Source organism: Brevibacillus sp. BD137 (assembly GCF_041644655.1).
GTDB lineage: Bacteria > Bacillota > Bacilli > Brevibacillales > Brevibacillaceae > Brevibacillus > Brevibacillus brevis_D.
This window is the reverse complement of the sequence record NZ_JAOTNO010000001.1, coordinates 179,045-195,870: the sequence shown is the minus strand read 5'-3', so window position 1 is coordinate 195,870 and position 16,826 is coordinate 179,045. Positions and strand designations below refer to the sequence as shown.

General features: G+C 42.6%; 36 protein-coding genes. 27 read left to right on the top strand and 9 right to left on the bottom strand.

From position 1 onward, the window contains the following. Window positions 1-37: 37 nt before the first annotated feature. Window positions 38-421, bottom strand: a complete 384-nt coding sequence (locus ODZ53_RS01100) for a hypothetical protein (protein ID WP_372675629.1) — start codon at window positions 419-421, stop codon at window positions 38-40. 157 nt (window positions 422-578) lie between these two features. Here ODZ53_RS01100 and ODZ53_RS01095 point away from each other — a divergent pair, with 157 nt between their 5' ends. Both ODZ53_RS01095 and ODZ53_RS01090 read left to right on the top strand, forming a co-directional pair. Continuing rightward, a complete protein-coding gene (locus ODZ53_RS01095) occupies window positions 579-821 on the top strand; it encodes a hypothetical protein (RefSeq protein ID WP_372675628.1) in 243 nt (80 codons plus the stop codon). Between the two features lie 13 nt (window positions 822-834). Next, window positions 835-993, top strand: a complete 159-nt coding sequence (locus tag ODZ53_RS01090) for a hypothetical protein (protein ID WP_201265893.1) — start codon at window positions 835-837, stop codon at window positions 991-993. Window positions 994-1,339: 346 nt separating this feature from the next. Here the strand turns inward: ODZ53_RS01090 and ODZ53_RS01085 are convergent, their stop codons facing one another. Then, a complete protein-coding gene (locus ODZ53_RS01085) occupies window positions 1,340-1,594 on the bottom strand; it encodes a hypothetical protein (RefSeq protein WP_372675627.1) in 255 nt (84 codons plus the stop codon). Between the two features lie 216 nt (window positions 1,595-1,810). Between ODZ53_RS01085 and ODZ53_RS01080 the strand changes: the two genes are divergently transcribed. The 11 genes from ODZ53_RS01080 to ODZ53_RS01030 all read left to right on the top strand — a co-directional run bounded on the left by ODZ53_RS01080 (window position 1,811) and on the right by ODZ53_RS01030 (window position 7,087). Then, entirely contained in the window at window positions 1,811-2,443 is a 633-nt protein-coding gene (locus ODZ53_RS01080) for a helix-turn-helix domain-containing protein (protein ID WP_372675626.1), read from the top strand. 26 nt (window positions 2,444-2,469) lie between these two features. Beyond that, window positions 2,470-2,631, top strand: a complete 162-nt coding sequence (locus ODZ53_RS01075; RefSeq protein WP_372675625.1) for a hypothetical protein — start codon at window positions 2,470-2,472, stop codon at window positions 2,629-2,631. Further along, window positions 2,628-2,780 carry a hypothetical protein gene (locus tag ODZ53_RS01070; RefSeq protein ID WP_162630260.1) on the top strand — a complete coding sequence of 51 codons (153 nt, stop codon included), beginning with the start codon at window positions 2,628-2,630 and terminating at the stop codon, window positions 2,778-2,780. The genes ODZ53_RS01075 and ODZ53_RS01070 overlap by 4 nt, the downstream gene beginning before the upstream one ends. Before the next feature lie 51 nt (window positions 2,781-2,831). Beyond that, window positions 2,832-3,071, top strand: a complete 240-nt coding sequence (locus ODZ53_RS01065; RefSeq protein ID WP_372675624.1) for a hypothetical protein — start codon at window positions 2,832-2,834, stop codon at window positions 3,069-3,071. Next, window positions 3,052-3,276, top strand: coding sequence for a hypothetical protein (locus ODZ53_RS01060; RefSeq protein WP_372675623.1), 225 nt, complete (start codon window positions 3,052-3,054; stop codon window positions 3,274-3,276). The genes ODZ53_RS01065 and ODZ53_RS01060 overlap by 20 nt, the downstream gene beginning before the upstream one ends. A 169-nt stretch (window positions 3,277-3,445) precedes the next feature. Next, window positions 3,446-3,676 (top strand): hypothetical protein, encoded by a 231-nt coding sequence (locus ODZ53_RS01055; protein ID WP_372675622.1) that lies wholly within the window; start codon window positions 3,446-3,448, stop codon window positions 3,674-3,676. A gap of 60 nt (window positions 3,677-3,736) precedes the next feature. After that, window positions 3,737-4,606: a YqaJ viral recombinase family nuclease gene (locus ODZ53_RS01050; protein WP_372675621.1), complete on the top strand. Its 870-nt coding sequence runs from the start codon at window positions 3,737-3,739 to the stop codon at window positions 4,604-4,606. Next, the gene (locus tag ODZ53_RS01045; protein WP_372675620.1) at window positions 4,606-5,553 is read left to right on the top strand and encodes a recombinase RecT; all 948 of its coding nucleotides are present in this window, start codon (window positions 4,606-4,608) and stop codon (window positions 5,551-5,553) included. The genes ODZ53_RS01050 and ODZ53_RS01045 overlap by 1 nt, the downstream gene beginning before the upstream one ends. Beyond that, a complete protein-coding gene (locus ODZ53_RS01040) occupies window positions 5,550-5,726 on the top strand; it encodes a hypothetical protein (RefSeq protein WP_372675619.1) in 177 nt (58 codons plus the stop codon). Before ODZ53_RS01045 ends, ODZ53_RS01040 begins: the two co-directional genes overlap by 4 nt. Further along, window positions 5,713-6,075 carry an HNH endonuclease gene (locus tag ODZ53_RS01035; protein ID WP_372675618.1) on the top strand — a complete coding sequence of 121 codons (363 nt, stop codon included), beginning with the start codon at window positions 5,713-5,715 and terminating at the stop codon, window positions 6,073-6,075. The genes ODZ53_RS01040 and ODZ53_RS01035 overlap by 14 nt, the downstream gene beginning before the upstream one ends. Window positions 6,076-6,094: 19 nt before the next feature. Next, entirely contained in the window at window positions 6,095-7,087 is a 993-nt protein-coding gene (locus ODZ53_RS01030) for a DnaD domain-containing protein (protein ID WP_372675617.1), read from the top strand. Window positions 7,088-7,129: 42 nt separating this feature from the next. On the opposite strand, the gene ODZ53_RS01025 is transcribed toward ODZ53_RS01030, so the two are convergent. Then, window positions 7,130-7,348 (bottom strand): hypothetical protein, encoded by a 219-nt coding sequence (locus ODZ53_RS01025; RefSeq protein ID WP_372675616.1) that lies wholly within the window; start codon window positions 7,346-7,348, stop codon window positions 7,130-7,132. Window positions 7,349-7,630: 282 nt separating this feature from the next. Here ODZ53_RS01025 and ODZ53_RS01020 point away from each other — a divergent pair, with 282 nt between their 5' ends. Next, window positions 7,631-8,461 carry a DNA adenine methylase gene (locus tag ODZ53_RS01020; RefSeq protein ID WP_372675971.1) on the top strand — a complete coding sequence of 277 codons (831 nt, stop codon included), beginning with the start codon at window positions 7,631-7,633 and terminating at the stop codon, window positions 8,459-8,461. A gap of 17 nt (window positions 8,462-8,478) precedes the next feature. On the opposite strand, the gene ODZ53_RS01015 is transcribed toward ODZ53_RS01020, so the two are convergent. After that, window positions 8,479-8,838 (bottom strand): hypothetical protein, encoded by a 360-nt coding sequence (locus ODZ53_RS01015; protein WP_372675615.1) that lies wholly within the window; start codon window positions 8,836-8,838, stop codon window positions 8,479-8,481. 98 nt (window positions 8,839-8,936) lie between these two features. Beyond that, on the bottom strand, window positions 8,937-9,185 hold the full coding sequence (locus ODZ53_RS01010; RefSeq protein ID WP_372675614.1) for a 3'-5' exonuclease: 249 nt from the start codon (window positions 9,183-9,185) through the stop codon (window positions 8,937-8,939). Between the two features lie 112 nt (window positions 9,186-9,297). Between ODZ53_RS01010 and ODZ53_RS01005 the strand changes: the two genes are divergently transcribed. The 3 genes from ODZ53_RS01005 to ODZ53_RS00995 are packed head-to-tail and all read left to right on the top strand — an operon-like array spanning window position 9,298 to window position 9,975. Further along, entirely contained in the window at window positions 9,298-9,687 is a 390-nt protein-coding gene (locus tag ODZ53_RS01005; protein WP_372675613.1) for a hypothetical protein, read from the top strand. Further along, a complete protein-coding gene (locus ODZ53_RS01000) occupies window positions 9,684-9,824 on the top strand; it encodes a hypothetical protein (protein ID WP_372675612.1) in 141 nt (46 codons plus the stop codon). Before ODZ53_RS01005 ends, ODZ53_RS01000 begins: the two co-directional genes overlap by 4 nt. After that, on the top strand, window positions 9,808-9,975 hold the full coding sequence (locus ODZ53_RS00995) for a hypothetical protein (protein ID WP_372675611.1): 168 nt from the start codon (window positions 9,808-9,810) through the stop codon (window positions 9,973-9,975). Before ODZ53_RS01000 ends, ODZ53_RS00995 begins: the two co-directional genes overlap by 17 nt. A gap of 67 nt (window positions 9,976-10,042) precedes the next feature. Here ODZ53_RS00995 and ODZ53_RS00990 read toward each other — a convergent pair whose 3' ends face one another. Continuing rightward, a complete protein-coding gene (locus ODZ53_RS00990; RefSeq protein ID WP_372675610.1) occupies window positions 10,043-10,441 on the bottom strand; it encodes a hypothetical protein in 399 nt (132 codons plus the stop codon). 118 nt (window positions 10,442-10,559) lie between these two features. Then, on the bottom strand, window positions 10,560-10,727 hold the full coding sequence (locus tag ODZ53_RS00985; RefSeq protein WP_372675609.1) for a hypothetical protein: 168 nt from the start codon (window positions 10,725-10,727) through the stop codon (window positions 10,560-10,562). Between the two features lie 101 nt (window positions 10,728-10,828). Between ODZ53_RS00985 and ODZ53_RS00980 the strand changes: the two genes are divergently transcribed. From ODZ53_RS00980 to ODZ53_RS00965, 4 genes are read left to right on the top strand one after another with little or no spacing between them, the layout of a single operon-like run. Next, complete coding sequence (locus ODZ53_RS00980) at window positions 10,829-11,206, top strand: hypothetical protein (protein ID WP_372675608.1); 378 nt, start codon at window positions 10,829-10,831, stop codon at window positions 11,204-11,206. Window positions 11,207-11,225: 19 nt separating this feature from the next. Next, on the top strand, window positions 11,226-11,417 hold the full coding sequence (locus tag ODZ53_RS00975) for a hypothetical protein (RefSeq protein WP_251251455.1): 192 nt from the start codon (window positions 11,226-11,228) through the stop codon (window positions 11,415-11,417). Between the two features lie 44 nt (window positions 11,418-11,461). Continuing rightward, window positions 11,462-12,205, top strand: a complete 744-nt coding sequence (locus ODZ53_RS00970) for a hypothetical protein (RefSeq protein WP_372675607.1) — start codon at window positions 11,462-11,464, stop codon at window positions 12,203-12,205. A 32-nt stretch (window positions 12,206-12,237) separates the two neighbouring features. Beyond that, complete coding sequence (locus ODZ53_RS00965; protein WP_372675606.1) at window positions 12,238-12,399, top strand: hypothetical protein; 162 nt, start codon at window positions 12,238-12,240, stop codon at window positions 12,397-12,399. A gap of 373 nt (window positions 12,400-12,772) precedes the next feature. Here the strand turns inward: ODZ53_RS00965 and ODZ53_RS00960 are convergent, their stop codons facing one another. Continuing rightward, window positions 12,773-13,072 (bottom strand): hypothetical protein, encoded by a 300-nt coding sequence (locus ODZ53_RS00960; protein WP_372675605.1) that lies wholly within the window; start codon window positions 13,070-13,072, stop codon window positions 12,773-12,775. A gap of 162 nt (window positions 13,073-13,234) precedes the next feature. Here ODZ53_RS00960 and ODZ53_RS00955 point away from each other — a divergent pair, with 162 nt between their 5' ends. The 3 genes from ODZ53_RS00955 to ODZ53_RS00945 all read left to right on the top strand — a co-directional run bounded on the left by ODZ53_RS00955 (window position 13,235) and on the right by ODZ53_RS00945 (window position 14,328). Next, window positions 13,235-13,603 carry a hypothetical protein gene (locus ODZ53_RS00955; RefSeq protein ID WP_372675604.1) on the top strand — a complete coding sequence of 123 codons (369 nt, stop codon included), beginning with the start codon at window positions 13,235-13,237 and terminating at the stop codon, window positions 13,601-13,603. A 71-nt stretch (window positions 13,604-13,674) separates the two neighbouring features. Further along, window positions 13,675-13,986: a hypothetical protein gene (locus ODZ53_RS00950; RefSeq protein ID WP_372675603.1), complete on the top strand. Its 312-nt coding sequence runs from the start codon at window positions 13,675-13,677 to the stop codon at window positions 13,984-13,986. Window positions 13,987-14,025: 39 nt separating this feature from the next. Next, window positions 14,026-14,328, top strand: a complete 303-nt coding sequence (locus tag ODZ53_RS00945) for a BC1872 family protein (RefSeq protein ID WP_372675602.1) — start codon at window positions 14,026-14,028, stop codon at window positions 14,326-14,328. Window positions 14,329-14,431: 103 nt separating this feature from the next. Here the strand turns inward: ODZ53_RS00945 and ODZ53_RS00940 are convergent, their stop codons facing one another. Continuing rightward, the gene (locus ODZ53_RS00940) at window positions 14,432-14,842 is read right to left on the bottom strand and encodes a hypothetical protein (protein WP_372675601.1); all 411 of its coding nucleotides are present in this window, start codon (window positions 14,840-14,842) and stop codon (window positions 14,432-14,434) included. Window positions 14,843-15,091: 249 nt separating this feature from the next. Between ODZ53_RS00940 and ODZ53_RS00935 the strand changes: the two genes are divergently transcribed. From ODZ53_RS00935 to ODZ53_RS00925, 3 genes are all read left to right on the top strand, one after another. Next, window positions 15,092-15,565 carry an ASCH domain-containing protein gene (locus ODZ53_RS00935; protein WP_372675600.1) on the top strand — a complete coding sequence of 158 codons (474 nt, stop codon included), beginning with the start codon at window positions 15,092-15,094 and terminating at the stop codon, window positions 15,563-15,565. Beyond that, entirely contained in the window at window positions 15,549-15,893 is a 345-nt protein-coding gene (locus ODZ53_RS00930; protein ID WP_372675599.1) for a hypothetical protein, read from the top strand. Before ODZ53_RS00935 ends, ODZ53_RS00930 begins: the two co-directional genes overlap by 17 nt. Before the next feature lie 80 nt (window positions 15,894-15,973). Further along, a complete protein-coding gene (locus ODZ53_RS00925; RefSeq protein ID WP_372675970.1) occupies window positions 15,974-16,783 on the top strand; it encodes a metallophosphoesterase family protein in 810 nt (269 codons plus the stop codon). Window positions 16,784-16,826: the final 43 nt, after the last annotated feature.

The following is a 16,826-nucleotide window of genomic DNA, read 5'->3' as shown; positions in this document are numbered from 1 at the left end:
AGCAAAGAAGACACGCAGCGATTAGCGTGTCTCGTTGTCATTTCTGTTGCTCTGCAAGATATCTCAAGTACCTCACATGTTCTAAAGCCTTCTGTTTATCTTCCTCGCTTAGCTTTTCTAACTCGTAGAAGAATAAGCTTTCATATTCGGAAAGTGGTTTGTCTTTCTTGTCAAATAGGGAGGATGCCCCATCTTCAATATAACCAGCGGCTATCATCAAGGTTTCAGGAGCAATGTCGTTATGGGCTTTTTCAGCTAGCTTCTTAATAATCAATGCGCCCGGTGGATTCTCAATAAGACATCGTAACAAGCGAGATATGTAACCAGGGTCAACTCCAGAATCCATGCCAAATTTGTTAATGGAACGTGTACCTTTAGCCAAGTTTAGAAGCCTTGCAAATTCAGCTTTATCGAATTCCATGACTTTCCCTCCAATACAATATAATTTTACTTCTTAAATTGCCTATAGACAATGGAGACACCAAAAAACTGTTGTTTATAGGCAATAAAACAGCTTGACCATTGTCTATAGACATGATATTTTTGTATTGCAAGCAGACAATGGGGAGGTGAGAAAAATGCGAGTAAACATCCAGGCCATAGAAAAACTTGCCGAGGTTCGGGGGTGGAGTACACCCGTACTAGCGGAGAAGGTAGGAGTTGAGTATTCATACTTATTTCGGATCTTGAATGGTAAGAAAAATGGTGGAGCGAAACTGTTTGTAGGGCTGTTTAAGCTTTGTAAGGAAGAAAACTTAAAAGTGGAAGATTATATTTTTTTAAATGAATCATTGTCTGTAAACAATGGTGAAACAGCCTGAAAGGAGGTCCACGATGATCAAACCACCTAAAGGTATTGAATTCCATCGCGAGTTCGCACCTGACATGAAACGAATGGTCCATGCTTTAGAGGTTCTTCTCAAGTCAAAGCCAGCAGAACCAAAAGAAGTCACTGAAACGGATCAACCAGTAAAAAAAGAGGAAACCGCCTAAAGGAGTGCCGGAAGACACTCACACAACTGCATAGAGCGCCGAAGAGCGGGAGCGAGCGAAGATATGAGCCGCGCCATAATACATTCCACCATTTCACCAGGTAAGGGTGATAACAAGGTCAAGGTGGGGTCACTGCCAAGACTCGACGCTGCATGCAGTTGTGTGAAGAAAGAGAGGTGAAATGAAATGAGCAAAAAATTTAACGAAGAAACATCACTCAACCAGGCAGCAGATCAAGTAGTCAATGTTTTAGCTGAACACGGCATCCTCCTATGGGAGGTGGACGACGTGTTCAACGAGTAAAATCAATTATCAATTTATCCGCAGTACAAGCAGTCAAGAAATACTAATTCTTTTCAATAAATTTCATCCCAGCATAGGATACTTGCGGGTCCATTGCCTTATAGCCCGGATCTTGGCCTGCAAACCGAATTTCTGCATAGCCGTCAACGAGGCCCTGTTGAAGTGCATGTTTTATTAACTGAGTAAACGTACGTTCATCAAAGTCATAACTCTCATTGTGATAAAAAACGCCTTCTTGGATATTTTTCAGAACTTTAACTAGTGCAGCATCGAACTCATGAGTCGTTTTGAACATCATTATTCACCACCTTCCGATTCTGAAATCAGAAGAACATCATTCGCCAAAGTTCACGTTCTTCCAACAACAGATTCGACAAGACTAATGGAAAGTCCTACCAATTACTTCTTGTATCGCTTTTAAAAGAAAAAGCCCCACGTGAGCCACGAGGGGAAGTCTGAAAGATGAGCACAGTTTCATTGTAATTCGAAAACCAAATAGAAAAGAGGAGAACAGATGGGGAACAACAGCACTACAATCTCACTATACTCTCGCTCTCGGATACATGACATCTGTGAATATGCTTATCAAAATCAGCGTACAGGCGAACACCTGACGTACGAATCACTTGGGAAGAGGCTAGGAAGATCAGCTCGCTGGGTATCGGATGTTATTAATGGCCGAGCGACGCCATCGCGGGAGGACGCGGAAGCGTTCGTGAAGGAATGCGGCAATCACCGATCGGTTCGGATGATAAAACATCTGTTTGGAGATGCACCACCACCGACTGACCCGCGCTTGATGGTCAATCTTACAGCTACTTTATATAACCTCATCAAACAGTGCCAGGATGTAATCCATGAAGCACAGGCATTGATTGAATGGGAGCGTAAAAGGCGACCATGGGATTCGTTATCGACCGATGAAGAAAGGCTCTTGAAGGAAGCAGGTAAACAAATTGAGGACCTTTTTCAAGCGTGCGATGACGTACATATCTTGATGGACGAACGGTATGGCATTGATCCAGCCATTCACCAGCACAACTGGTTATTAGAAGCAAGGGCCCTGGAGATAGTCATAACTGACCCACGCGAGTTAATGCGCCGCGAACGACAAGAAATGTTATTTGCGGGAGGACGGACTCAATAAAATCAAATAAAGACTGGAATCGTAGAATGCTCGAAGTACTTGAAAATACTTACCAATATGACGCTGATATGACGGAAGTTCTGATGCCGGAGGTCGCAAAGCAATACACGACAGCAGACGAACAAAACGAAAAATATCGTGAACGGTTGCTTCTATTTAAAGAAGATCTAGAGGAGGAGAAGGCATGAAGGAACTAACAACTGCTCAAGGTGTAATCGAGTTAGTATGCGATGGAGATCATCCAGTTGGACGCAAGGTGATTACTTTAGGCGAGATGGTTGAATTAGAGCGAATGGCAGAAAAAGAGAAAACCGCCCGCGGCGAACGGACGGCTTAGAAAAACAAATCTATTCGAAGAGTACCATACCTGATTGAGGAGGACAAGTCTTTGAAAAAGTCAGTGGCTTCTCAAATAGTAGAGCTGCAGCGTGAACTTGAAAATGCAGAACAAGCATATCGACAAGCTGATGATGATTGGCGAGCGGTAGATGTGCAATACGTTCAAATGAAACGGCTTCGTGAGGAGCTAGATGTTCATAAACGTGATTTGGCCCATGAAATAGAGTGGCGTGTAAGGGAGATCGCAGCATTAGAGGAGGAGATTAAGTATGAGCCCACCAGTGCTTGATTTTCAAGAATATGTAGAGAAAACGGAACCGGGCAGGCAGCGTGCTATTGAAACTTTGGCATTTGATATCGATAACAGTGGAATTGAATGGACAGTACGGGATGTTATCGAGGAGCTGGAGCTATTAGTTGATGGGAAAGCAACAATGGAATTTGAGGATTTCGTGGATGGAATCAGAGAACAGGCAAGGCGCTTACTCAAATAGTCGAAACTGGGGCAACATTGCCTCAGTCTGCCGGGAATAACCTACCGGCACTGATGAGACAGGTTACATAACGAGGGAGAAAGAGCGTGGCGCAGTCAAGGGAGCTGCAACGGCCGCGTAGAGGTTGGGACGTGGCACCTCGTATCCAAAAAAGGAAAGGAGGATGGACGTGGTTTGGAGCAGGCCGGTCAATGTAAAGAAGCGTGAGGACTTGATCCGGAGAACAGGGACTCTGAAGCACAAAGTCACCATCGTTGACGCAAAAGAAGATTTCCATGGTGTCGATGTCAAGGTACGAGACTTCAGAGGGGAAGAATACTGGACCACATTAGATGACGTTGAGCTGGACAATGAAAAAGACCCCGCGGGAACGGAGTCTTTAGGTGAAACTAACGGCTAAAACTTGGTTATTTCTAGCGTAACGCGTTTACCTCTAAAAAACAAGAGGGAGGGACTGAGCATGCAAGCTATTCGTTTGGTGAATACGCTAAACATGCAGCATGAAGACTGGTTGGAACATCGACGTCTTGGAATTGGTGGTTCCGATGCTGCCGCGATATGTGGGTTAAGTCGCTACAAATCACCGATGGCAGTTTATCTAGAGAAACTGGGAGAACTACCTCCGGTCGAGGACAATCCCAAAATGAAAGCAGGGCGAATTCTGGAACCTGTTATTGCTGATTGGTTTGCAGAGGATACCGGGTACAAGGTATGGCGGCAAAATGCGATATTTCAACATCCCGAGCATCCCTTCATGCTAGCTAATATTGATCGCTGGTTGCCTGGACAGAATGCAGGCTTGGAATGCAAGAACACATCGGAATATTGCAAGGATGACTGGTCTGGTACGCAGGCTCCAACGGAATACATTCTTCAATGCAACCATTACATGGCTGTTACTGGGGCAGATAGATGGTTTATCGCTGTTCTGATTGGAGGCTGGGATTTTCAATGGCGGGTGATCGAACGGGATGAAGAGCTGATTAAGAACCTGATTACTATTGAAAAGGGATTCTGGGAAGAGCATGTGGTGGCAAAAGTTCCGCCAGTCTTTTCTCATCAAGATACTGAGTATCTCAAGGATGCATTTCCTGAATCTGTTTCGGATTCTTCAATTGAGCTACCTGAGGATGCATACCCAATTATCCAAGAGTTGCATCTAGCAAGAGTAGCTAAAACCCAAGCAGAACAGCGCGAGGAAGCAGCAAAGAATCAAATTAAGGGCTATATGCAGACAAGCGAAAAAGCGTATTTCCAAGGCGATCTTCGCTTTACTTGGAAGACCGGGAAGCGCGGCCGAACTTTTCGGGTAACTGGAGGCGATGAATAATGTCTGAAGCCAAGACGGTAAATCAATCAGCCTTAGCCGGGCAGTTAGCTCAGCGCACGATGACTAAGGCTGAAAACTTTAATGCAGTGATCAAGAAAGAGCTTGCCGACAACTTTCAAGCTATTAAATCGTTGGTTCCAAAGCACATGACGCCTGAGCGTTTAGCTCGAATCACGTTAACAGCTATCAGTAGGACACCAGCACTCATTGATTGCACACCCGCATCTATTGTGGGAGCTGTTATGAACTGCGCAACGTTGGGACTAGAGCCTAATTTAATGGGACACGCCTATCTAGTCCCGTTTAAAAACAACCGTACTAAGCAAATGGAATGCCAGTTTCAGATTGGATATAAAGGACAGATTGATTTGATTCGACGTACTGGTGATGTATCTAAGATTTACGCTGAGACGGTCTACGAAAACGACTTGTTCATTTACATCAAAGGTGAGGACAAGCGTCTAGTCCATGTTCCTTTTGATATGCTGCACCACCTAGAGAACTTCACTCCGAGTAAGGATGATTTCATGGACATTATGATGGCCCAAGCTATCGGGACCATTAAATCTAGGGGAGCAAATGATCAAGGGAAGCCTGTTCGTTACTATTCAGCATATCGACTAAAAGATGGAGCTTTTGATTTTGTAACCATGACGGCCGAGCAATGCCAAAAGCATGCCATGACGCATTCTGCTGCCAAGAAAGACGGGAAGCTGGTAGGTCCATGGAAAGACCACTTTGAGAGTATGTGCAAGAAAACCTGCATCAAGGAAATGGCGAAATACATGCCGATTAGCATCGAAGTGCAGGAGAAGCTTTCGACTGATGAAGCCGTTCTGAAGCTACGGAAAGATAACGGAATTGAGTCAGACAACATTTTCGATGTGGATTATAAAGTCGTAGAAGAAGGTCAAGCTGAACTCGATGAAGAGGCAGCTGAGCAATGATAGAGCGATGGTTTCTACTCCCCGACATGTATCGAGTGTTTGAAGATGCCGAGACGCTAAAACGATTCGCAGCGGCATTCATGAGGAGGTACTATCCGGAATGGACACCAATCAAGATAAAGCAGTACAGAGTACTTGCACAAAAGGAAGGCGATAAAAATGAGTATGTTTAATGAGATTCGAGCCGTTCCTAAACCTACATTCAAGCGTCGAGTGAAGAAACAAAAGGATCGCGGGAAGATCACTTCCCAGGTACTCGCAGAGGTCTGGAAACGGGATAAAGGGTGCTGCGTGTTATGCAAGAAAAGTTCTAAGCAAGTTTGGACCTTAGAAGGGCACCACATTATCTTCCGAAGCCAAGGAGGAACTGGGGAGCCATGGAACGTTGCACTGGCATGCGGTCCAGTTACTCAGTCAGGTACGTGCCACTGGAAGGCTCATAACACGCGAGCGGGTCGCTTAGCGTTTATTGAATACCAACAAAAGATTCTCCTTCCTTTCTATCAGGGAGGAGCATCGTAGCCGGGAGGAGTTGAAAGAAATGGCTAGAGCAAGGAACATCAAGCCAGGATTTTTTAAAAACGAGGACCTGTCTGATCTCAGTCCCCATACAAGATTATTGTTCATCGGCTTGTGGTGTTTAGCTGATCGTGAGGGGTTTTTAGAGGATAGACCAAAACGAATAAAGGGTGAGCTTTTCCCATATGAGAATGTCGAGGTAGACCAGTGCTTGCAGGAATTACATCACGCTGGCTTTATCATCAGATACGAAGTGGATGGAGAGCGTTTCATTAGTATTCCAAAATTTAAGGACCATCAAAATCCACATCATAGAGAAGCAGCGAGCAAAATACCAAAGCCCGAAGTAGGTAAGGACAAGCCTAGGGCTGTGACCAACCAAGGTAAGGCACAGCCTCAGGACAGCTTAGGGCTTTCCTCGGAAATTCCGTACCTAGGTAGTGACGAGCCTACTAAAAGCCCTGCTGATTCTCTGATTCCTGATTCCCTTAAACTGATTCCTGATACCACTACTACTGATTCCAAGGAACAACATAAAAGCGTCGTGGTGGTCGGTGGAAGGGACCTGCAAGTATTCAATAGCGTAATTGATCAGTACAAGCATTATTTCAACTTCGACCCAAATCCAACTATCATGCAGTTACTACATAGCTATTTGGATGATGGGTTACAGATGGACTTGTTGGCTTGGGTGATGAGATATGCAGCAGAAAAAGGCAAGGCTTGGGATTACGCAAAAGGGACCCTTGAGAAGATGTTCGTTCAGGGGGTGCGGACTGCTGAACAAGCAGAGAAGGCTAACCAGGAGTTCCAACAACAGCAAGCGCATAAGGTTGTACCCATCAGAGATAGCAAATTAAGAGTAGACAGTCTCCCAGCATCTGTTCAGTGGCAGATGGAGCAAGAAAGGGCAGGAGCGTTCCAGTCCCGGGAATCACCGCGCTTATTACGTGATGATCCGGAACTAATGGGAATGCTAGACCGCATGAGACGGTCAAGGACAACAGGTAGCTAGGCCGCTGAATGTTACGACAGACTGGGCGTTTTACCGCATGAATTATCTGGGGTAAGCTCGCCCATGGCTACCAAATAGCTCATGAATATGGCGATAAACCCTAACATGCATATCAGGGAAAACAAAAGCAACGTCTCCAGGTGTAAGCTTCAGCTTATCTGACGGCTGCTCGATAGTAAACGGTATCTCCATAGATTGTAATGTTTCTTTCAAGTAACCCACTTCGGACCAAGACACTGAATAGTAAAACGACTTTTCCACGTGACCAACTCCTTCGTCATCATTATGCCACGAGGAGAGTGGAACAAAAAAGATAGGAACAAAAGCTCAATTAAGTTAAAAACGTCACTTAATGCAGATCTTCTTTGCCAAGAATCAATCCTACGAGGTTACCGATAAATTCGAACACAAAGGTTATTAGTTCCACTGGCTTCACACTCCAATTACTCATCTTGTATTTAAATACGAATGTTACAGAAATTGGTTTCAATGCATCTTCACAACAAATTGCTCAGAGAGATAAAGAGGAGGGAGGGGATGGGTTTGAAATACCCACGCATCCTACATTACCCCGGCAGCAAGTGGTCATTGTCTGAGTGGATCATAGAGCATATGCCACCACACCAAACATACTTAGAACCGTTCTTCGGATCCGGAGCAGTATTTTTCAACAAGGAAACATCACCACTTGAAACGATCAATGACCTTGACGGCGATGTGGTCAATTTGTTCAAAGTTATCCGTGATCATCCCGATGAATTAGCGAACATGGTTAAATGGACACCCTACAGCCGGGAAGAATACTATAACTCCTACCTCGTAGGAGCACAGATAGATGAGCTTGAAAGAGCCAGGCTGTTTTTGGTTCGGTGTTGGATGGCAAGGGGAGGAAAAACATCTGACAGGACCGGATGGAAACATAACATCGACGTTTCAAAATCACCTAACAACAGGATGCCAGATCAATGGAGTAAAGTACCTGATCGCATATTAGCGGTAACGGATAGATTGAAGAGGGTGCAAATCGAACAACAGCCAGCTCTGCAATTGATTGAACGATATAAAAATCCAAGCGTTTTGATTTATGCGGATCCACCGTATTTGTTATCAACAAGGAGCAAACGATTGTACAAAAATGAGATGAAGGATGCGGACCATATTGAATTACTCGACGCATTAGACGAACATCCTGGACCGGTGATTTTAAGTGGTTACGATAATGATTTATACAACAATCGCCTAAAGCATTGGCGTAGGGAAGAAAAGAAAGCTTTGGCGGAAATGGGCCGCATACGAACCGAGGTTATCTGGATAAATCCAGTGGCAGCAGATCAGGTGGGACAGCAGACAATCTTTTCGCTGCCAGGCATTTAATACTTTGCTCAATATGTTCAATCGTAATCCAACTCAGCAATTTCACGAGAGATTCTTTCTTCCGTTCGCAGTCTGTTAGTAATAATTTCTTTCAGTGAATCCTCACTGATAAAACGTACTGCCTCAGGTATAAGTTCTTTGGAAGGGAATTCAAAGATTTCAGCTCTCTCTACGAGTGCGTACCATACCTTAGGAATTTTGTTTTCTATAGCAAAACGGTATATATCTCTTGCTACTTCAAGTGGTACTTCTAAATCGAAATGGATCCGTACAATTATTTGATTTCTAATTTGACGATGTAAACCATTTGTATGTTGGTACTGATAATACTTAGATTCGATAATTGAGGCAGCAGCATACACTTGCTGTTTATCCATAAATACCCCCTATAAGAAGACCAATATAGTGTGTGGAGTAGTTAGTCTTCATGATCAGAAAAATTTACACAATGTGTAGGGAAGTAAGGGTGTGGAAACTAAGCCTTATACCAATCATAGAAAAGGCCTTCGAAGTTACTCATCACATAGGAAACTCCCTTCTTCTTTAAGAAATTAGGGAAATGACCGAAGATTTCAGCGTTTATTTCTCTTGGATTAGACCAAAATGCGTCACATTCATCGCAGACATACACAATTTCATCCACTACTTTTGCTTTGTAGATCAGACCATTGCCTAAGCAAAGTGGACAAACCACGCGACCTTTAAATAATTCAAGGTTTGACATGCTATCACTCCTACAGCATTGATGGATCAGAAAATTATACCATGTGGTACTGGAGTGGTGTAACGACTTACGGCTTATCACAATAGTTATTAAGAAAAATGGAGGGGATTATATGTGTATCGTATACAGCAATGATGAGGGTTTGGATGGGATTTACACAGATTATGAAGAGGCTTTGAAGGCATATGAAGGCGCGAAGTCAGACCTTGAAAGATATGTACGAGAGAATGGAGAGTTCTCGACGGATGAACTAGTTGTCATAGCCAGGATAGACAAACAATTCTTTTCTATAGATACCTTTAAACCTGTGATGAAAGAGGACGAACAAGGAAACGAAGTAGATACAGGCGACACGTATTGGAATTTTAAAGAACTGGACTATACAACAAAGGAAAAGACCCACCGAGATAGGTTGCGTGAATCTGGATATCCAGAGCACCTTCTCGACCGGATGAGTGACGAAGAGTGTGAAGGAGAATGCGAGGCGGTGGGGATTGTATGACCGAGCAGCAGATCATTGAAACGCTGGGAGTTAAGGTGATGGGGTGGAGCAAGGAGCAGGTTGAGTTCTTGTATCCCGCGTGGAACCCACTCGAGAATGTAAACGACTTGGAAGTTGCTTTTGAAAATAGCAGGTAAGTACGGAAATGCTGGTGTCATTTATAACGACGAAACAAAAGTTTGGGAGTTTTATGCTGGAGCTGATGGTCACGGGTACTTCTCGATCAATGTAGAGGGATCAACGGAATGTGAGGCTATCTGCAATGGTGCCCTAAAAGTAGTCGCTTAACACTACGGTAATTATTATAAATGAAAAAACACTTCTCATCGAGAAGTGTAAGACGTGAAATTGATTATTACTCTTTTACATCAATTTCCCACTCTTCTGTGCCTATAATATTTCCTTTCTCTACAGAAAATCGAAGGGTATACTTTCCTGATTCTTGGAAGAAAACGATCCCTTCATATCCATCCTCATAAGGTTGCATCACTATGCTCACATTTTGGTTATGGTCAAAGTACGTTACTTTTACAAGTGCATTCCGTAACGGCCTACCATTGTAAAACAAATTGCTCGCTACATCAATTGGAGTTTTGGCTACAATTCCATTGGCAGAACCGGCTTGTAAGTTCCATTCAAGTTCATTTCCTTGGGCTGGTGCTGGGTCAAGTAAGAAACTTGCTGGAATTAAAAGTGCAAATAAGAGAGGCAGAACAACTATTAAGTTTCCAGATTTAAAAAGTTTTTTGTTCAAAATGAAATACCTCCGTTTCAAATACTGAAACTGTTTCCACTATAAGGACGAAGGTAATGGTAATTTGTCACAATTTCATCTGAATTTTTGCAAATCACACGAAGTGATCAGATGATTTCTATTCATGCTTTAAAAAAGCTTGATATGCATGTTTAAGTTTCTCGCCAGCAAAAATCCACGTGTCAAATTCTTCCTTGGTGCAATGCTGAGGGTCAATCTCACAAGTCATGAGTAGGACATCAATTTCCTTTTGTGTGAGTTCAACTGTTACAGTCTTTTCTGACATGAGAGAGCCTCCGTTATTTTAGTGTAGTTGTCTTGGTAGATATATTAATCAAATAGTTAATTTAACACAACATTACGTTTGTACCCAGGGAGGGGAACAGGATGGATGGGTTGTGCTGCCCAACGTGTGGGTGTCAGAAACTAGCTCATTACCTTGGTGGCGTATATGAATGCAAACTATGCGGGCGGAATGTGGACCAGTTCGAATTAATACCAACTGCGCAGTTCTTGGAACAGGATATGTCGGTGGAGCAACTCAAGGGTTTAATCGATATCAAACTGGATATGATGCTGCTCTTTCCGGAAGACAAGGAATTGCTGATTGATGAGATAAAAGAATTGGTCGATGAATGGGGAAAAACGTACGAATATTGCGAAGTGTGCGGAGAGAAAGTTGAAGTGGAACCTGGATACAGCGGGATCACTACTTGCGATGATGAAAAATGTGTTTATAAGATGCAAAGGGCAAACACGATGTGATAACCGGGAGGCAGCCTCGATGAAACGTGAAATATCAGAGAATCTAAAAAGCATTACTATTGGGCAAGTTTTGGAGTATCAGAAACAGAGGAAAGAAGCAAAAACAATGGGTGATTTCAAGGCTTTGGGCAGGGAAATCAGAGACAGACATGGATTAACAGACAGGGAAGCAATCGCATTGCTTAGCCTAGAGATCAATATCCAAGCTTAACACAAGCTCAATTAAGTTAAATCCAAAACAAGGGAGAGATTTTAATGAATTTAGAAGCCAGCATTAAAGACGTTATCACCCAAAAGTTACAGGATGGAACGATTGAAAGAGTGGTTGCGGAGCAATTGGAGAGTGGAATTAAACATGCCCTTAAAGATTTACTTGGCTCCTATGGCGATGTAACCAAAGTGATTGAAAAGCAAGTGAAGGCCGTTATGATCCCTTACCTCGAAAGCTATGATTACAGCCAGTATATTACGAAATTGGATTGCGTTTTGGTTGATGTTCTCAAAAGCTCGGCATTAGAGCACAAACAGATGCTCGACAATTTCAAAGAACTTATGATCCCAGCCCCCGAAAAAGAAATCAAGCTAACAGAACTGTTTGAACGTTGGATGGAACATGTAGCTAAGAATGTGGAAACCGATGGCTTGGAGATTTGCTATGACGACGGCGTTTCTTATGAAAATGTGGATGTGCGATTTGAAGTAGAGCAATTAGAGCGCCGATCCTGGAGTGATATAGAATATGCCCATGTTGTTTTTGAATGTGACCATGATGAAAAACTGAACTTTGAATTAAAGATCCATAATTGGACCAAATACGACAAAGATAAGTGGACCATTGATTATGACGCTACACATAATTTGAACTCACTTCGTTACTTGTCAGAGTTTGAAATATTGCTGATGAAGCTCAAACAAAACGGCACAAAGCTAATCTTAGACTCTCGTGGAGATGAAGATGAAGTTGAACCAGAAGCAAAACCAGAAGCGACTTACGAGTAACGATTAACACAATGCTCAAGGAGGTAACACGAATGTTTCCGATGTTTGTAGACGGTAAACGAGTGATGGTACTGAGCTATAAACCGAAAATTGAGGACACGATCAAAGATGACGCTACCGACAGATGGTACAGAGTACAACAAATCGTAGGTCGTAAAGTCCAAGCAAGGAACGCAAGCGATCCGAGACGATAGGGATTTATCACAATGTGTAGGGAAGTAACTATTGGTTACCGGTATTCCTAACATCAAGAACTCTCTTTATCTGTTCATCAAGATTCCAATTTAGTGGCTTAGGTTCATGTTTCCATATTGATCCATTATTTAGCCACTGTTCACGAAATTCTTCAACGGAGATTTCGCGATCAAGATCATGATAACCAGACTGAAAACCACAACACGGGCAAATATTGAACATGGGACCGCCATCGTCAGTATATTGAGGGTGTTCGAGCTCATTCCATCCACAGACAACACATGTATACATTCCATAACACCTTCTTTGGTATAAGCTATCAATAATGCTAGATTAACAAAAATTTGAAAACAGTAGTTAACAAAATAGTTATTATGTAGAATCACCTATTGTAAACCACTCAAGTAATCTATCAGCAAACAAGCTGGCGGGAATACAAGATGGGTTATCCAACTCTTTGTGAATCAGACCATCTAAATAAGATTCGAGATTATTCTTAGCCTGAATGTTGTTCTTTGAGGCTTGGATAATAATGAGAATCTTTGCTGAGTAGGAACCATATTCGTCCTCGGGAGCCCCCATCTGTATTAGTCCCATAGGGTCCCATTCGTTCATCAACTTTTTGATATGGCTCAGGTCATGCAAATATTGTTGTTTCAATCGTTTGTTCAAGGTTAGACCTCCTATCACTAACAATGCTATCACACAGTATACGGAAATCGTCACGATTTAACAAAACGGTAATCGTGATAAATACTTTTGAAATAAGTAACCAAAATCATTCGTTGTGGTGTATGATATTGGTAACTAAAATCAAAAGTGGAGTGATATCACATGGCAGGACGTGGCGGAAAACGTGAAGGAGCAGGACGGAAGAAGGCTGGGGTAATTCGGAAAGTATCAGTGAATATGCCGCAAGAGTTTTGGGACTATGCTGATAGCTTTGAAACCTTTACTGATTGTGTCAAAGAATTATGGGCGATCAACAACGAATTGAGTAACCAAAATCAGTTTACACACACTCCTGAAAAAACGACAAAGTCTGGTGCAGGAATAGTGTTAAAAGTTATCGATAAGGAAACGCTCGATATTGTATGGGTGGGTAAATACGAAACAGAATTACAGGTCTGGAAAGCGATAAAAGAGTTGAAAGAGAAAAACTTCAACCCTGATTATTTTGACTTTGTTTACAGCGCGACATAAAGCGGACCTAAACCAGGCGGTTCAAGTTACTGAACAAAACACACGATTTGTTAAATGGGGAGGATATAACGGTGCCGAATGTATACGAGATTAACGGTTACTGGATCGCTGCAAATAACGCGAACGAGGCTTTCGATCACTATTTAGACGACTCGTGCTTTATTGCTGGTGTTTATTTTGGTGAGATGAACGAGGACGAGGAAGAGAGCGTAATTATTTCAGTTCGCCGAGTACGGGCAAAGGAAATGACGAAAAAGGACATTCCATGCTGCGAAGATGGATGCGAACGATGCGCCGAAAAGAACGACCGTGAGTATGACTCGATGCAAGACATTATCGATAGGAATACAGAATTCCCATGCACAATTGCGAGAGAGTTTTAGGAGACACAACAATCGATTTGTTAAATAGGGGGTGAGACGATGGACGAAAAACACGTTGCTATCACACTTGGGACTGATGTTATGGGGTGGACAAAAGAAGAGGCTGAATTTATGTTCCCGGTTTGGAATCCGCTTAAAAACATATACGATGCATGGCAAGCATTGGAGAGGTTGAGAGGGTCGCTCAGTGTAAGATTGGAGACACATTCGGGCGGTTGGTATATCGAGTTGGAAAATCACTTGGATTTACCTATTAGTGAAGAAGGAAAAACGGCACAAGAAGCTATCTGCAAAGCAGCTTTGAATAACAAAACATTACAAGAGATAACAAGAACAGGATGAAGTGGAAGCAAGGAGGTGAAACAAACACCCATACGTTCGAATAGAAAAATAAAAGGTATGGGTGTTTGGGTAATTTTAAAAGTCATGCTACTTCTGATGGTTTTTAATTATTCCAATCAATGTATTCATAACTACCTGTTTTCCGTTCATCTTTATGCGAACTTGCTACTAAGACAATGCGGTACCACCCTTCTCCAGTATCTTTAGGATTTAATGCGCAAGTATCTTTTCCATAAGCACTGTTTTGACTTCGTGCCTTTTCTTTCCATTCACCGTTAATTTTCTTTTCAAGTATGACAGATATATTTTCACTAAAGTGAAAATCGGGAGAAGTGGTCACGTTAATGCTAGGAGTTTTATTTGAATATGCGAGTGGAATTTCGTAAGTGCTAGTGTAGCTAAATTGACCTCTACCTTCTTGGGCGCTTGCTGCTCCCCCGAAACTGAAGACCATGCAAAAAACTAAGAGCAAACTAAAGATACTTTTACTTCTTCTTACCAGTAAGCTTGACATGTAAATCTCCTCCTCAGAATTTGTTTAACCTGGATTTGAATTAGTTAGTAATCCAAGCTCGCCAAAATAGTAACATAATAACATTTTTTACACAATATGGTAAAAATTAATAAGAAAGATAATTTTATTGGAATTAAAGAACAGATTCTTGATTCGAGTTGGGTTAATAAATAAATACCACAAAACAGTTGGGTGAACTGGCAACCTTGAAATGGTAGTAGGGAGACGCGATTAATGGGAGGAAACAGCATGAAAGCCATAACAATTCACCAGCCATGGGCGACGCTGATCGCTCTTGGGGAAAAACGATTCGAAACAAGAGGCTGGCCGACAAATTATCGAGGGCAAATTGCGATCCACGCAGCCAAGAAAGTGGACAAGGAGATTTGCTTGGAAGAGCCTTTTCGCAGCGTACTGGCGAGGCACGGATATACTGCGGACAACTTACCAACGGGGGCAGTCGTGGCGATAGCACAGCTAGCAGGCAGCTATAGAATTTATAACACGATAGACAATGGAGTTCACATTGTAAGGTGTCCAAATAATGAGTACGACTTTACTAAGGTCGAGTTTATCTGGAGGCCAGAAAGTGTGTTTGGGTATTTCTCCGAGGGTCGCTTTGCATGGGAAATGACTGACGTAAGGCAGATCAATCCGGTGCCAGCAAAAGGACAGCAAGGACTCTGGAATTGGGGAGGGGAAAGGGATGCAAGCAGGACGTGAGTTGGATGCATTGGTTGCCGGAGCACTCAAAGGATGGGAACCCGGGTTCATCGAGCACTTGAAGGAAAACGATGGATGGATACTGATTCCTCACTATTCGACCGATTGGAGGAAGATGGGTGAACTGGTGACGGAAGCAGCCGAGGAAGGGATTTTCCTGAGTTACGAGCATGCGTGTGGTGGATACGTTGGTATTGCTTACGACATGAGAAATGTTACGACGGAAGAAGTGGAGCCCATTTTCTCAGATGACGAACACCGCGCGGTAAAGGAAGCACCTCAAGCTATATCCCGAGCGTACCTAAAGGCGAAAGGCATCGCTATTTAACAAAAGAGAAATTGTGCGAAGGTATTATCGCAATTTGGGATGAAGATTAATCAAAAAAAGGTGAATTGCAGGTGGATGCCATGAACAAAGGTTTTGATCTTATCTCAGATGTACATCTTGATTTTTGGGTAAAAGTTGAAAATCCATTGCATAAGATGGTTCCTCAAATAAAGAATTTCATAAAAGCTATCCTGCCCGAAATGAATCATAAAGTGCTTGTTATTGCTGGTGATTTAGGTCATTACAATTGGCAAAACAAACTGTTTATTGAGGAACTGAAACAGTTTTATGCACACATTATCCTAGTTGCAGGAAACCACGATTATTACCTTGTTAGTGCAAATCAGGAGAAACAAAATCGTGGAAGATCAATAAACCGCATTATCGAAATGAAAGAAATTTGCAGCTTGCTTAGTAATGTACATTATCTTGATGGCAACATAGTAGAAATCGATGGCATTACCTATGGCGGAGTTGGAATGTGGTACGACTTCTCTTACGGGATGAAAGAGCACGGATACTCAAAAGAGGAACTGTATTCCAAATGGTGGGAGATTATGAACGACTCGAGGCTTATCAAGGGTTTGTTGGACAAGTCATTTGCATTTGCAGACGAAGAGAAGAAGAAACTTGATGCCATCATACAGCACTCTGATGTAGTCATTACGCACGTCGGAGGAGAATGGAGCAAGGCAGACGGTGAATTGGTTAATTCATTTTATTACTTTGACGCTAGCCCTTACTTTTCGGAGTTAGAGGGAAAGGTTTGGTGCTTCGGGCATACTCATCAACGTTCTGATTACGAATTGCATGGATGCCGCTTTGTAAATGCTGCACTCGGATATCCTGGTGAAGGTAAAAATAGAAGAATAGTGCAAATCAAGGTGTAAAACATTTCGCAGTATTTAACTTAATATTTCGGGAGTTAATTAT